The 14,986-nt window shown below is 68.5% G+C and carries 11 protein-coding genes; 4 read left to right on the forward strand and 7 right to left on the reverse strand.

Annotated elements, in window-relative coordinates; translation table 11 throughout:
- The first annotated feature begins 17 nt into the window (after window positions 1-17).
- The 3 genes from ACAM54_RS27560 to ACAM54_RS27570 are packed head-to-tail and all read left to right on the forward strand — an operon-like array spanning window position 18 to window position 4,961.
- The gene (locus ACAM54_RS27560; protein WP_369651600.1) at window positions 18-2,966 is read left to right on the forward strand and encodes an FAD-dependent oxidoreductase; all 2,949 of its coding nucleotides are present in this window, start codon (window positions 18-20) and stop codon (window positions 2,964-2,966) included.
- Window positions 2,963-4,213, forward strand: coding sequence for a M20/M25/M40 family metallo-hydrolase (locus ACAM54_RS27565; protein ID WP_369651599.1), 1,251 nt, complete (start codon window positions 2,963-2,965; stop codon window positions 4,211-4,213). Before ACAM54_RS27560 ends, ACAM54_RS27565 begins: the two co-directional genes overlap by 4 nt.
- A 13-nt stretch (window positions 4,214-4,226) precedes the next feature.
- Entirely contained in the window at window positions 4,227-4,961 is a 735-nt protein-coding gene (locus ACAM54_RS27570; RefSeq protein WP_369651598.1) for an amino acid ABC transporter ATP-binding protein, read from the forward strand.
- Between the two features lie 274 nt (window positions 4,962-5,235).
- Here ACAM54_RS27570 and ACAM54_RS27575 read toward each other — a convergent pair whose 3' ends face one another.
- Both ACAM54_RS27575 and ACAM54_RS27580 read right to left on the reverse strand, forming a co-directional pair.
- Window positions 5,236-6,216, reverse strand: coding sequence for a tripartite tricarboxylate transporter substrate binding protein (locus tag ACAM54_RS27575; protein WP_369651597.1), 981 nt, complete (start codon window positions 6,214-6,216; stop codon window positions 5,236-5,238).
- Window positions 6,217-6,279: 63 nt separating this feature from the next.
- A complete protein-coding gene (locus ACAM54_RS27580) occupies window positions 6,280-7,374 on the reverse strand; it encodes a low specificity L-threonine aldolase (protein WP_369651596.1) in 1,095 nt (364 codons plus the stop codon).
- A gap of 85 nt (window positions 7,375-7,459) precedes the next feature.
- Between ACAM54_RS27580 and ACAM54_RS27585 the strand changes: the two genes are divergently transcribed.
- A complete protein-coding gene (locus ACAM54_RS27585; protein WP_369651595.1) occupies window positions 7,460-8,377 on the forward strand; it encodes a LysR substrate-binding domain-containing protein in 918 nt (305 codons plus the stop codon).
- A gap of 57 nt (window positions 8,378-8,434) precedes the next feature.
- Here the strand turns inward: ACAM54_RS27585 and ACAM54_RS27590 are convergent, their stop codons facing one another.
- The 5 genes from ACAM54_RS27590 to ACAM54_RS27610 form a co-directional block, all read right to left on the reverse strand.
- The gene (locus ACAM54_RS27590) at window positions 8,435-9,535 is read right to left on the reverse strand and encodes a mandelate racemase/muconate lactonizing enzyme family protein (protein ID WP_192323964.1); all 1,101 of its coding nucleotides are present in this window, start codon (window positions 9,533-9,535) and stop codon (window positions 8,435-8,437) included.
- Between the two features lie 116 nt (window positions 9,536-9,651).
- A complete protein-coding gene (locus ACAM54_RS27595; protein WP_145744464.1) occupies window positions 9,652-10,089 on the reverse strand; it encodes a CBS domain-containing protein in 438 nt (145 codons plus the stop codon).
- 45 nt (window positions 10,090-10,134) lie between these two features.
- Window positions 10,135-11,190: a 2-oxoacid:ferredoxin oxidoreductase subunit beta gene (locus ACAM54_RS27600; RefSeq protein WP_369651594.1), complete on the reverse strand. Its 1,056-nt coding sequence runs from the start codon at window positions 11,188-11,190 to the stop codon at window positions 10,135-10,137.
- On the reverse strand, window positions 11,187-13,076 hold the full coding sequence (locus ACAM54_RS27605; protein ID WP_369651847.1) for a 2-oxoacid:acceptor oxidoreductase subunit alpha: 1,890 nt from the start codon (window positions 13,074-13,076) through the stop codon (window positions 11,187-11,189). Before ACAM54_RS27605 ends, ACAM54_RS27600 begins: the two co-directional genes overlap by 4 nt.
- A gap of 26 nt (window positions 13,077-13,102) precedes the next feature.
- Entirely contained in the window at window positions 13,103-14,902 is a 1,800-nt protein-coding gene (locus tag ACAM54_RS27610) for an FAD-dependent oxidoreductase (protein WP_369651593.1), read from the reverse strand.
- Window positions 14,903-14,986: the final 84 nt, after the last annotated feature.

Raw genomic sequence — 14,986 nt, forward strand, 5'->3', positions numbered from 1 at the left:
CCGTTTCGCCCCCGCTCATGAGCGCCGCCAGACTCACCCATCACTCGATCGCCGTCGCCGGGCGCCCCGTGCGCTTCTGGTACGACGGCCAACCGGTGGACGGCCTGGACGGCGAAACCATCGCCGCTTCGCTGGCTGCGGCCGGCATCAACAAGATGCGGCACACGCGCGGCGGCGAGCGCCGCGGGCTGTATTGCGGAATGGGCGCCTGCTTCGACTGCCTGGTCACGGTGGATGGCAGGGCCAGCCAGCGCGCCTGCCTGACCAAGGTGGCAGAGGGGCAGCAGGTGCGCTCGGCAATGCCAGCAGGCACCCCGGCCGATCCTCTTCAGCCGCTGACCCGCGAACCGGAGCAGGCGCCCGCGCGCCGCGAAGTGGATGTCCTGGTGGTTGGCGCAGGCCCGGCCGGCCTGTCGGCGGCACTGGCCGCGCAACGTGCCGGCGCGCAGGTATTGGTGCTGGACGAGCGGCTTCAGGCCGGCGGCCAGTTCTACAAACCCCTGGCACCTTCGCACCAGACGCCGGGCGCGGCCGACCGCCAGTTCGCCGACGGGCTGGCGTTGGAGCGCGAGGTGCGACAGGCCGGCGTAGCCATCGAGCAAGGCGCGCAGGTCTGGTCGGCGTTCTCGCCGCGCGAGATCGGCGCGCTCATCGATGGCCAGGCGCACGTGATCGCCTGCCGCCAGCTGGTCATTGCACCCGGCGCCTACGAACGCCCCGTGCCCTTCCCAGGCTGGACCCTGCCCGGCGTGATGACCACCGGCGCGGGCCAGACATTGGCGCGCGCCTACCGCGTATCGCCCGGCCAGCGCGTGCTGGTGGCCGGCAACGGTCCGCTCAACCTGCAGCTCGCCGCCGAACTGCTGGCCGGGGGCGCCCATGTCGCCGCGGTTCTGGAATCCGCGCCGCACCCTTCGCCCACGCAGTGGCGCCCGGTGTTGACGGCAGCCCGCACGGCGCCCGACCTGCTGCGCGACGGCTGGCGCTACCTGCGCCGCCTGCGTGCCCACAAGGTGCCGGTGCTCTGGGGCTGGACGGTGGCCGCTGCCGAAGGCCAAGGCTCGCTCGAACAGGTCCAGGCCTGCGAGCTTGCGCATCCAGGCAATACGCGCGCATTCGATGTCGACACCCTGTGCCTCGGCTACGGCTTCATCCCCTCCACCGAATTGGCACGCATGCTCGGCTGCGAGCACCGGTTGACGCCGCGCCATCTTGGCTACCTGGCCACCGTGACCGCCGAAGACGGCGCCACCAGCCTGCCGGGCGTCTATGTCGTGGGCGACGGCGCCGACATGGGCGGATCGCGCGTGGCCCTGGCCCGCGGCACGCTCGCCGGCACGGCGGCGGCACGCAACCTGGGCCGAGCGCCGCTGGAGCCGACCGAAGCAATCGCCCGGTTGCGCAAGGCCATGCGGTTCCAGCAGGCGCTGTGGACGATCTACCAGGCGCCGCCCGTCTCGCTCGCCGCGGTGCCCGACGACACGCTTCTGTGCCGCTGCGAGGAGATCAGCTTCGGCACGGTTCGCGAGCAGATCCGCGCCGGCCGTGACACGCTCGCCGCGCTCAAGCGCAACACCCGCCTGGGCATGGGCCGTTGCCAGGGCCGCTACTGTGCGGTGACCGCTGCGCGGCTGGTCACCGAAATGACGGGCCAGGCGCCCGGCGTCGAGCAGTACCTTGCGCCGCGTCCGCCGGCCAAGCCGGTTCCCGCCGGCGCCTTGGGCTTCGAGAAACCCGAATGGGGCGGCCACAAGCCGGCCATCACGCCCAATCTCGCGCGGCCCGTTGCGGTCGGCCCCCTGCAGCCGCAGCCCCTTCAGACCGATGTGCTGGTGATCGGCGCGGGCGTGCTGGGCTCGTGCCTCGGCTACTACCTGGCGCAGGAAGGCGTGGACGTGACGGTGGTCGACCGCGACGACCTCAACCTCCAGGCTTCGGGTGCCAATGCCGGCAGCCTGCACGTACAGTTGCTCTCCTTCGACTTCGGCGACCGCGCGCAGGCCGGCGGCGGCCCGGCCGCGGCCACGTTGCCGTTGGGGCCGATGTCGGTGCGCCTGTGGCAGCAGATCGAGGCCGACTGCGACGAGGACCTGGAAATCAAGATCACCGGCGGCCTGATGGTGGCCGACAGCGAAGCCGGGCTGCGCTTCCTGGAAGCCAAGGCTGCGCTCGAGCGCAGCCATGGCATCGACGCGCAGCTGATCGACAGCACCGAGCTGCGGCGCCTCTCCCCCGCCCTGTCCGGCACGCTGCTGGGCGCCGAGCTGTGCCCGATGGAAGGCAAGATCAATCCGCTGCGCGCCACCTACGCGGTCGCCCGGCGCGCGCAGCAGCATGGCGCACGCTTCCTGCGCGGCTGCGACGTGCAGCACATGGAACGGCTGCCCGGCGACGGCGCCGGCTTCGAGGTCCGCACCTCGCGCGGGAGCATCCGCGCCGGCCGCGTGGTGAACGCAAGCGGTGCCTGGTCCAGTGCCATCGGCAACATGCTGGGCGTGCGCATTCCGGTGAAGGGCGCGCCGCTGCAGATGATCGTGACCGAGCCCGCCCCGCCGCTGGTCGACCACCTCATCGCGCATGCCAACCGGCACCTCAGCCTGAAGCAGGCGGCCAGCGGCGCGCTGCTGGTCGGCGGCGGCTGGACCGCGGCCTTCGACGAAGACATGCGCCTGAACCGCGCCGAGCGCACCAGCATCGAGGGCAACCTCTGGGTGGCCCGGCATGTGCTGCCGGCCATCGCGGGACTGCATGTGCTGCGCTGCTGGGCCGGCATGAACGTGAACATCGACGGTGCGCCGATCATGGGCGAAGTGCCTGGCGTGCCAGGCTTCTTCAACGCCGTCACCTCCAACGGCTACACGCTCGCGCCGGTCACCGCGCGGGTGGTGGCCGATCTCATCACGCGCGCCCGCGCAGACATCGACATCACTCCCTTCCGCATTGAACGATTCCTCCGAGCTCCATGAACGACCACGCCGACACCCGGGCGCTGCTGCGCCAATTCATCGACACGCACTTCGACGAGCAGGTGCAGATGCTGGCCCGCCTCGTGCAGTGCCCCTCGGACAACCCGCCGGGCGACTGCGCGCCGCATGCCGAACTCACCGCCACCCTGCTCGAGGCGATTGACTTCGAGGTCGAGCGCCATCCGGTGCCCGCCGAGTTCGCCGCCGCCCATGGCATGCAGAGCGTGGTCAACCTCATCGTGCGCGAACGCTTCGGCGAGGGCGGGCCGGTGATCGCGCTCAATGCCCATGGCGACGTGGTGCCCCCTGGCGAAGGCTGGAGCAGCGACCCCTACGGCGGCGAGGTGCGCGACGGCTGGATGTACGGCCGCGGCGCAGCCGTCTCCAAATCGGACTTCACCACCTATGCCTTTGCCATGCGCGCGCTCAAGCAGGCCGCAGCATCGGGCGCGCCGCTGAACGGCAGCATCGAACTGCACCTGACCTACGACGAGGAAACCGGCGGCATGGCCGGACCGGGCTGGATCCTCTCGCAGGGGCTCAGCCGTCCGGACTACGTGCTGTCCGCCGCCTTCTCGCACCACGTGGTGGTGGCCCACAACGGCTGCCTCCACCTGGAGGTGACGCTGCGCGGCAAGTCCGCGCACGCCGCGCGGCCCGACACCGGCCACGATGCCATCGAGGCCGCGGCCACGCTGCTGCCCGCCCTCTACCGCTACCGCGACGGACTCGCGGACCGTCCCTCGCAGACGCCTGGCATCAGCCATCCCACGCTGGTGGTGGGCCTGATCGAAGGCGGCATCAACACCAATGTGGTGGCCGACCGGCTCAGCCTGCGCATCGATCGCCGCATCGTGCCCGAGGAATCGCCCGAGGCGGTCGAGGCCGAGCTGCGCAGCGTGATCGAGAGCGCCTGCCGCGCGCTGCCTGGCATCACGGTGGAGATCCGCCGCATCCTCCTCGCGCGGCCGTTCGTGCCGGCACCGGGCGCGAAGGCGCTGTCCGAGCTGCTGTGCCGCGAGGCCGGCGAGGTGATGGGCAAGCCGGTCACGCCGATCGGCGTGCCGCTCTACACCGATGCGCGCCTGTACAGCGAGGCCGGCATTGCCACCGTGATGTACGGGGCCGGCCCCGAGTCCCTGCTCGAAGCCAACGGCCACCGTGCCGACGAGCGCGTGCCGCTCGCCGAGCTGCGCCAGGCGACCCAGGTCATCGCGAACACCCTCCTCCAACTCCTGCAACGCTGAAGGTGGAAAGCAAATGATCGAGATCCAGCAAGTCAGCAAGTGGTATGGCGCGTTCCAGGTGCTCACCGACTGCAGCACGAACGTGCGCAAGGGCGAGGTCGTGGTCGTCTGCGGGCCCTCGGGCTCGGGCAAGTCCACGCTCATCAAGTGCGTCAACGCGCTGGAACCCTTTCAGCAGGGTCGCATCCTGGTCGACGGCGTGTCGGTGGGCGATCCGAAGATCAACATCAACCAGCTGCGCGCACGGGTGGGCATGGTGTTCCAGCATTTCGACCTGTTCCCGCACCTGTCGATCGAGGAGAACCTCGCGATCGCGCAGCGCAAGGTGCTCAAGCGCTCCGCCGACGAGGCGCACGACACCGCCATGCGCCTGCTGCAGCGCGTGGGAATGCGCACCCATGCGCACAAGTTTCCCAGTCAGCTGTCGGGCGGTCAGCAGCAGCGCGTGGCCATCGCGCGTGCGCTGGCGATGAACCCCATCGCGATGCTGTTCGACGAGCCCACTTCGGCGCTCGATCCGGAGATGGTCAACGAGGTGCTGGACGTGATGGTGGAACTGGCCCGCGAAGGCATGACGATGATGTGCGTCACGCACGAGATGGGCTTCGCGCGCAAGGTCGCCCATCGCGTCATCTTCATGGACCAGGGCCGCATCGTGGAGGACTGCAGCAAGGACGAGTTCTTCGGCAACCCGTCCGAGCGCTCCGACCGGGCGCAGCAGTTTCTTTCCAAGATTCTTCAGCACTGACGGCCGGCCCGGCCAACTGGGTCATGCTTGTGTCGGCAGCGTCCTTGAACAACCCCGCGATCTCGCGTTCGCCGGTGAAGCGCAACTTGCGCTCGAGGCCGTCTGCGCGGACACGGAAGTCGACACGCACAGCGCCAGCAGCCTGGCAACAGACCAGCGCCACAAGCACCGCAAAGGCAAACGACAACCGTAGACGAAACATTGCGGCGAAGTCCACAGACCTCGACCTGCCCTCCATGTTCTTCGATTTCGGCAATGCGGGACCGGGAAAGTCTCAGCTGTTGATCGTGACCCCCGTCTCTTTCACGACCGATTTCCAGCGCGCGATTTCTTCATTCAGGTAGTTGGAAAACGCCTGCGGCCCGCGCGGCATGGGATCCACGAAAGAGCCTTCCAGCCTGGCCTTGACATCGGGCAGGTCCAGCACCTTGTCGATGGCTGCGTTCAGCTGCTGCAGCAGATCTGCGGGCATCCTGGCAGGCGCCATCACGCCATACCAGGCGCTTCCGACCATGCCCGGGACGCTTTCGGAGAAGGTCTGCACGTCCGGCAACTTCGGATGTCGCGTCGCGCTGGCGATGGCAAGTACCTTGAGCCGCTTCGCTTCGATGTGCGGCATGCAGGCCGGCACGGAATTGATCACCATGGCCACCTGTCCGCCCACCGCATCGGTCAAGGCGGCGCTGCCGCCCTTGTAGGGTACATGCACCAGCTCCATGCCCGTCTTGCGCTTGAGCGTCTCGTACAGCAGGTGCGGAACGGACCCCTGCCCTGGGGTTCCTACGCCGTATTCGCGTACTCGGGCACGCGGCAGCGCCAGCAGTTCTCGCAGGGAGTTGGCTGGAAGGGACGGATGCGCCACCAGCAGCTGCGGCGAAGAGCCCACCAGCGTAAGTGGCGAGAAGTCCCGGATCGGATCAAAAGGCATCTTGGGCTGCACTGCGGCATTGGTGGCGTGTGCGGCGTCCGCAAGGAACAACGTGTAGCCGTCCGCGGCGCTCTTGGCCGCGGCATCGGTGCCGATGAGCCCCGAGGCCCCGGCCTTGTTGTCCACGACGACGTTCCACCCCGCCGTTTCGGTCAGCTTCTGGGCAATCAGGCGCGCAACAAAATCGGAACCGCCTCCGGGCCCGTACGGCACGATCAGGCGAATGGGACGGCTGGGAAAACTGCCGGCGAATGCGCGGCCGCTCCCCAGGCCGGCGGCCATCAGGAAGGCAGAGGCGACGAAATCCCGGCGGCAGATGGAAGGCATGGTCAAGGCTCCTGGTAGGTACTCGATGGGTCCGAAGGGAGGCGCGTTCCTGCGAGAACGCGTTCAAGCAAGCAGCGATTGCGCGACACGCCGGAACCCGGCGGCGGCGGCATCCACGCAGGCCGCGCCGATGTGGCGGTGCGTCACGAGCCGGATCCTGCGCGGACCCCACGGGCGGACCAGGACACCGCATTCCTTGAGTGCCTCCGCCCAGGCGAGGCTGTCGGGTACGGCCTCGGGCAGGTCGACGAAGACGATGTTGGTGGGCGGCGTGCTGACGCCGACGGCGCCAGGCAGCACAGCCCGCAATGCCACACTCAGGCGCGACGCCGAAGCATGGTCCTGGGCGAGCCGTCCGGGCATGGTTTCCAGGGCGTCCAGTCCCGCTGCGGCAACCACGCCGATCTGGCGCTGCGTGCCCCCGAGCATCTTGCGCAACCGTCTGGCGCTGGCCATGGTGGCGGACGGTCCGGCGAGCACCGCGCCTGCAGGCGCGCTCAGGCCCTTCGAAAGGCAGAGGGTCACCGTGTCGGCGTAGCACGCGATCGCGGCCGGATCGGCGTTCAGCGCCACGGCGGCGTTGAAGAGCCGGGCGCCATCGAGGTGGACGCGCACGCCGGCGCCACTGGATGCCTTCCAGACCGCCCGCATGTGGTCCAGCGGCAGCACCGCTCCTCCCGCGTTGCCGTGCGTGGTTTCCATGCAGACCAGATCCGTGCGCAATTCGCGGGACGGCTTCAGCGCCAGCGCCAGGCTCTCGAGGTCCATCGCGCCAGCCACGCCCGGAATGCCGGTGTAGGTCACGCCGCTGAACACGGCGCCGCCGCGCTCGGAGACGAACATGTGTGCGGACTCCTCGAGCACGACCTGCGACCGGCGTTCCGCCTGCGACAGCACGGCCAGGAGGTTGCCCATCGTGGCGGTCGGCACGTACAGGCCGGACTCCTTGCCCAGTGTTCGGGCCGCCAGCGCCTCGAGCGCGCGCACGGTCGGATCGCCGTCCAGGCCGTCGTCCCCCAGTGCGGCGGTTTGCATGCGGTCGTACATCGACGGGGTCGGCAGCGTCACGGTGTCGCTGCGCAGGTCCACCACGCGGGCCACCGCGCATGGACTGCGCGGTGGCCCGGCGTCGGCAACGTGCAGGATCTTGTCGGGCATGGACGCAAGTATTCTTCCGGGCATTCGATACTGCAAATGCGTACTCAACAGTGAGCCATACAATATTGATATGAGCAGCCGACGCATGACCTTGAAGCACATCGAGGCCTTCCGGGTGGTCGTGCAGACGGGGTCGATGACCGAAGCCTCGCGGCGGCTTCACACCTCGCAGCCCCAGGTGAGCCGCCTCGTTTCGCAGTTGGAGGCGATCATCGGGTTTGCGCTTTTCGAACGCAGCGGCACGCGTCTGGCGCCTTCACTCGAAGGAAAACGCTTCTTCCAGGAAGTCGAGAAGGCATTCGCCGGGCTGCAGGGCCTGGAGTCCGCGGCATCCAACATCCGGACGTTCGGCGGCGACCGCCTGGCGGTGGCCGCCATGGCGCGAATTGCCGGAGGCGTCCTCAGCCAGGCGGTCGTCCGGTTCAAGCGCGACCACCCCGAGACGCTCGTCACGATTCACTCCGGTGCGGCCACGACCGTCGACACATGGGTGAGCTCGGGCTTGTGCGACCTGGGCCTCGCCATCCTCTATGGCGATGATCCGCCCGGCATCCGTGTCGAAACGCTGCTGGGCATGGATTGCGTTGCCCTGCTTCCCAGGGAACATCATCTGGCGCGGGTCAGGCAGGTTCGTGCAACGGACCTGGACGGCGAGGCGTTCATCTCGTTCCCGTTGGGCAGCGGCCCGAGAGAACGCATCGACCAGGTATTGGCCGCCGCAGGCGTCAAGACCCGAACGGTGCTGGAGTCCGACCTGGGCGCCTCCGTCTGCTCGCTGGTCGCTGCAGGCCTGGGCGTGAGCGTGATCAATCCGCTGGCAGCGCTCGATGAGCAGCGCAATCTCGATTTCGAGGTGCGGGCCTTCAAGCCTGCCATCAGGGTGCGCCTTGCGCTCCTGCTCGCGCCCGATGCGCCTCATTCCCGGCTCGTGTCAGCCTTCAAGGACGTCGTGCGCGGCGTCATCGAATCCGAACTGGATCACATTCGCCCGTACTGCCACTGAGGGTGGCGCCCGTACGCGGCCGCGCCGCAGGCGCCGGGTCAAGCAAACACGGGCCCGCTAGCGGGACGCATCGACCAGGTACGGCGCAAGTTTCGCCCAGTCAAAGCTCACGCCGATTCCCGGCTCGTCCGGTGCAACTGCGCGACGGTTTTCGAGAACCAGCGGGCGCATCGTGTACTCGTCGATCGGGAAGCTGTGAATCTCCAGCCAGCCCGCGTTCGGCTGCGCCGCCAGCAAGCTCACATGCAGCTCCTGCATGCCATGCGAGCACACCGGGATCCCGTATCGGCGGGAGCGCTCGGCCACCTTCAGCCAGCCCGTGATGCCGCCGCAGTTGGAGGCGTCCGGCTGGATGAAGGACAGTCGCGCCTGCTCGAACGCATGCTCGAATTCATGGATCGTGTGCAGGTTCTCACCCATTGCCAATGGCACGCCGGTGGCGGCGGCGATGCGCGCATAGCCCTGGTAGTCGTCCGGAATGGTCGGCTCCTCGAACCACAGGACATTGAAGGGCTTGAAGCGCTTGGCCGCAGCGATGGCCTGATCCACGCTCATCGCGTAGTTGGCGTCCACCATCAAGGCCATGCCGTCACCGATCAGCTGCCGCACCGCCCGGATGCGCTCGATGTCTTCCTCGAGATCCTGGCGGCCGATCTTGATCTTGACGCCGCCCGCACCCTTGGCGAGATAGCCACGCACGTTGTCCAGCAGCTTCGCGAGCGGGAACGCCAGGTCGATGCCACCGCAGTAGGCATCGCAGGTGTTCGCAGCGCCGCCCGCCAGCTGCCAGAGCGGCTGGCCTGCCGCCTTGCCGCGGATGTCCCAGAGCGCGATGTCGATCGCGGAGATCGCAAACGACGCGATGCCGCCGCGGCCGACATAGTGCACATGCCATTCGCTGAAATCGTGGACGCCCTCGACATCCGCCGCATCCATGCCGATCATCGCAGGCGCCAGGTCATGGTCGATCATGGCCTTGATCGCATGCCCTCCCTTGCCACCGGTGTAGGTGTAGCCCGTGCCCCGGCTGCCATCCGAAAGCACCACGGTCGCGGTCACCAATTCGAAATGGGTGTGTGCGCCGTGCTTGGCGTCCGTCAGGACTTCAGTCAGGGGAACCTTGAAGAGCTGGCTCGTGATTTTCGCGATGGAACGCATGGACCTTTCCTTGAAGCTGCCGCTCGAGACCGCGAAGCGATGGTAGCGCCGGACAAGTGCTTACCCCGCACCGTGTTGTCGAGTGCTCGAGCCGCGCAGGTTCCTCGCGCTGCGCCCTATCCCAGCGCGTCGTTCACCTGCTCGCGGAACTCCGTCAGGCTGACCGCCGTGCCGAGCTCCCGCGGCAGCGCGTCACGTATCGAGAACACGCCAAGGATCTTCGCGCCCGACGTCAACGGCAGGTGGCGGAAGCCGCGTTCGAGCATCAGCACCACGGCGTCGGACACCGGCGTTTCGGGCGGCACGCAGATCGGGTTGGGCGTCATGACCTCGCGCACCGCCGTGCGGTCGGGATCGAGCCCTCGGGCCAGCACGCGGGTCATCAGGTCGCGCTCGGTCAGGATGCCCAGCAGCATGTCGGGCAGTTCCATGACGAGCACGCTGCCGCAGTTGGCGCGCGTCATCGCGCATGCGGCGTCGCGCGCACTGGCCTGCGGACCCAGGCTGATCACGTGCTTGCGCGAGATGGATTGGAAAACGGTGCGCTCGGCCATGGTGCGCCCTCCGGAAAGGAACGTAATGGTGCCGCCGGACGCCGCTCAGCGCAAGGAGGCGTTGAGCCGCGCGAGCGCCTCGGCGCCGGGGCACAGTTCGGCCGGGCCCAGCGCGTTGAGCGGCCGGTCGCAGGTGTTGAGCGCCGTGTGAAGGTCGGTGGCCAGCGGATCGACGTAGAGCAGGCCGGTCACCACCTCGCCCCTCTCCTGGTGCCGCTGCATGTAGGCCATGGCGGCATAACGGTCTCCGGGGTTGTAGTCGGGATGCAGGCTGCGCAGGCGCAGCAGCGTGCCGTCGTGCTGGCGCACGTCCACCACTTCGCCCGGCCCCATGTCGACAGTGATCTCTTCCCGCCCGCTGATGAAGTCGATGCGGCTCACCGCCTCGTTGTGCTCGCGCACGTAGTCGTAGCTCTTGGTGCTGCCCGGGTGGTTGTTGAAGGCGACGCAGGGACTGATCACGTCGATGAAGGCGGCGCCGCCGTGGCTGATCGCTCCCTTGATCAGCGGCACCAGCTGCGCCTTGTTGCCCGAGAAGCCCCGCCCCACGTAGCTGGCGCCCAGCTGCAGCGCCATGGCCACCAGGTCCACCGGGCTGTCGCTGTTGACCAGGCCCTTCTTGCTCTTGGAGCCCTGGTCGGCCGTGGCCGAGAACTGGCCCTTGGTCAGGCCGTAGACGCCGTTGTTCTCCACGATGTAGGCCATGCGCACGCCGCGCCGCATCGCGTGCGCGAACTGGCCCAGGCCGATGGACGCCGAATCGCCGTCGCCCGAAACGCCCAGGTACAGCAGGTCGCGGTTGGCCAGGTTGGCGCCGGTCAGCACGCTGGGCATGCGGCCATGCACCGTGTTGAAGCCGTGCGACGCGCCCAGGAAGTAGTCCGGCGTCTTGGAGCTGCAGCCGATGCCCGAGAGCTTGGCCACGCGGTGCGGCTCGATGTCCAGCTCCCAGCAGGCCTCGATGATGGCGGCGGAGATCGAGTCGTGGCCGCAGCCGGCGCACAGCGTGGAGATCTTGCCCTCGTAGTCGCGCCGCGTATAGCCGACCTTGTTGGTGGCCAGCGTCGGATGGTGCAGCCGGGGCTTGGCGAGGTAGGTCATGCAGCTTCCTTCGTGCCGGCGGCGCCGGCGGCTTGCGTCTTCCGCACATGCGCGCTGATGGCCTGGACGATGAAGCGCGCCGTGATGGGCGTGCCATCGAAGTGCAGCACCCGCACCAGCCGGGCGGGATCGATGTCCAGCTCGTTGACCAGCAGGCTGCGCATCTGCGCATCGCGGTTCTGCTCGACCACGAACACCTGCCGGTGCTGCGCCAGGAACTGCACCACGCTGTCCGGGAAGGGAAAGGCGCGCAGCCGCAGCGCGTCGAGGTGGATGCCGCGCGCTTCCAGCGCCTGCAGCGCCTCGTGCATCGACGGGCTGGTCGAACCGAAATAGATCACGCCCAGTTCGGTCTTCCCGGCGGCGGGGCGCAGCACGGGCTGCGGCACCAGCGTGGCCGCGGTTGCGAATTTCTTGAGCAGCCGCTCCATGTTGTAGATGTAGTCCGGCCCGCGCTCCGAATACCGGGCATAGGCGTCGCGCGTGGTGCCGCGGGTGAAGTAGCTGCCCTTGCTCGGGTGCGTGCCCGGCAGCGTGCGCCAGGGAATGCCGTCGCCGTCCACGTCCTTGTAGCGGCCGAAGTCGCGGCCCGCCTCGAGCTCCTCGGCGCTCATGACCTTGCCGCGGTCGTAGGCCTTGCTGTCGTCCCAGGTGAAGGGTGCACACAGGCGCTGGTTCATGCCGATGTCCAGGTCCGTCATCAGGAACACCGGCGTCTGCAGCCGGTCGGCCAGGTCCAGCGCCGCCGCCGCATGCTCGAAGCACTCGTGCGGATCCTCGGGAAACAGCAGCACGTGCTTGGTATCGCCGTGCGAGGCGTAGGCGCAGGCCAGGATGTCGGCCTGCTGCGTGCGCGTCGGCATGCCGGTGGAAGGGCCGCCGCGCTGCACGTCGATGATGGTGACCGGAATCTCGGCGAAGTAGGCCAGGCCGATGAACTCGGCCATCAGCGAGATGCCGGGCCCCGAGGTGGCCGTGAAGGCCCGCGCGCCGTTCCAGCCGGCGCCGACCACCATGCCGATGGAGGCGAGTTCGTCCTCCGCCTGCACGATGGCGAAGCGCTGCTGGCCGGTGGCCGGGTCGACGCGGAACTTGGTGCAGTACTTCTGGAAGGCCTCGGCCACCGAGGACGACGGCGTGATCGGATACCAGGCCGCGACCGTGGCGCCGCCATACACGCAGCCCAGCGCTGCGGCGCTGTTGCCGTCCACGAAGATGCGGTCGCCCACGCGGTCGGCGCGCCGCACCCGGAGGCCCAGCGGCTCGAGGTTCTCGCGCGCGAAGTCGCAGCCCAGGTGCAGCGCCTGCACGTTGGAAGCGAGCAGCTTTTCCTTGCCCTTGTACTGCTCGCCGAACAGCTTCTCGACCACTTCCGGCTCGATGCCCAGCAGGATCGCGAGCGCGCCCACATAGACGATGTTCTTGAACAGCTGGCGCTGCCGCGGGTCCTGGTAGACGGCGTTGCAGATCTCGGTCAGCGGCATGCCGATCACACGGATGTCGTCGCGGAACTTCGAAGGCGGCAGCGGCCGCGTGCTGTCGTAGAACAGGTAGCCGCCGGGCTCCAGCTCGGCCAGGTCGGCGTCCCAGGTCTGCGGGTTCATCGCCACCATCATGTCGGTGCCGCCGCGCCGCCCCAGATGGCCCTCTTCGGTCACGCGCACCTCGTACCAGGTCGGCAGGCCCTGGATGTTGCTCGGGAAGATGTTGCGCGGGCTCACCGGCACGCCCATGCGCAGGATGGCCTTGGCGAACAGTTCGTTGGCCGAGGCCGATCCCGAACCGTTGACGTTGGCGAACTTGATGACGAAGTCGTTGACCGCCTCGATGGGGGCGACCCCTGCGCCCGTCGTCCCGTGTGCCTTGCCGCCTTCCGGGGGCGCCATCGCCCCGTCGGGCGGCCGGACGGCGCTCATCGGGCCACCTCCTGCCCCGCCGTCGCCATCTTCAGCAGGAACTTCTGCATGTCCCACGCGCCCGTGGGGCAGCGCTCGGCGCACAGGCCGCAGTGCAGGCAGACGTCTTCGTCCTTGACCATCACGCGGCCCGTCTTGAGCCCGCCCGACACGTACAGGTCCTGCGCCAGGTTGAGCGCAGGCGCCTTGAGCCGCTGGCGCAGATCCGCCTCGTCGCCGTTGGTGGTGAAGCTGATGCAGTCCATCGGACAGATGTCCACGCAGGCATCGCATTCGATGCACGCGGATTCGGTGAACACCGTCTGCACGTCGCAGTTCAGGCAGCGCTCGGCCTCCTTGAAGGCGGTGGCGGCGTCGAAGCCCAGCTCCACCTCCACCCGGATGCTGGCCAGCGCCGCCTCGGCCTTGGCCCACGGCACCTTGTAGCGCAGGTCGTTGGAGGTGTCGTTGTCGTAGCTCCACTCGTGGATGCCCATCTTCTGCGAGATCAGATTGGTCATCGGCGCCGGGCGCACGTACACCGGCTCGGCGCGCAGCAACTTGTCGATCGACACCGCCGCCTCATGGCCGTGGGCCACGGCCGTGATGATGTTCTTCGGGCCGAAGGCCGCATCGCCGCCGAAGAACACATGGGGCACCGTCGACTGGAAGGTGTTCTTGTCGAGCGCGGGCAGGCCCGAGCTGTCGAAGGCGATGCCGCAATCGCGCTCGATCCACGGGAAGGCGTTCTCCTGGCCCACCGCCACCAGCACCTCGTCGCATTCGAACCAGGCATCGGGCTCGCCGGTGGGCACCAGCTTTCGGCGGCCCTGCGCGTCGTACTCGGCGCGGACCCGCTCGAAGGTCATGCCCTGCAGCCGGCCCTCGTCGTGCACGAAGGCCTTGGGCACGTGGAAGTCGATGATCGGAATGCCTTCGTGCTGCGCGTCTTCCTTCTCCCAGGGCGAGGCCTTCATCTCGTCGAAGCCGCTGCGCACGATCACCTTCACGTCGCTGCCGCCCAGGCGCCGGGCCGAGCGGCAGCAGTCCATGGCCGTGTTGCCGCCGCCCAGCACGATCACGCGCCGGCCGATGCGGCTCACATGCCCGAAGGACACGGAATTGAGCCAGTCGATGCCGATGTGGATGCCGGCCGCCGCTTCCCGGCGCCCGGGAATGTCCAGGTCGCGCCCGCGCGGCGCGCCGCAGCCGACGAAGATCGCGTCCCACTCCTCGGCCATCAGCGCCTTCATCGATCCGATGCGCTCGCCGCCGCGGAACTCGACGCCCAGGTCCAGGATGTAGCCGGTCTCCTCGTCGATCACCGACTCGGGCAGCCGAAAACGCGGGATCTGCGTGCGGATGAAGCCGCCGGCCTTGGCGTCCTCGTCGAACACCGTCACCTCGTAGCCCAGCGGCGCGAGGTCGCGCGCGACGGTGAGCGAGGCCGGCCCTGCGCCTATACAGGCGACACGCTTGCCGTTCTTCGGCGCCGGCTTGGGCATGCGCGCACGCACGTCCTCCTTCATGTCGGCCGCCACGCGCTTGAGCCGGCAGATCGCCACCGGCTCGGGATCCTTCGCATTGCTTTCTTCCACCCGCCCGCGACGGCAGGCCGGCTCGCAGGGCCGGTCGCAGGTGCGCCCCAGGATGCCGGGAAACACGTTGGAGACCCAGTTGACCATGTAGGCGTCGCTGTAGCGGCGCTGCGCGATCATGCGGATGTATTCGGGGACGGGGGTGTGCGCCGGGCAGGCGTACTGGCAATCGACGACCTTGTGGAAATAGGCCGGGTTGGCAATGTCGGTTCGCTGCAAGGCGTGCCTCCTGACAGTCGCCCGGAACCCCGGAGGGGCCGGCGAGCGGCGCTGCGGCAAGTATGCGCCGCGCCGGCCGCCGCC

The sequence above is a fragment of the Variovorax sp. V93 genome (genome assembly GCF_041154485.1).
GTDB classification, from domain to species: Bacteria; Pseudomonadota; Gammaproteobacteria; order Burkholderiales; family Burkholderiaceae_C; genus Variovorax; species Variovorax beijingensis_A.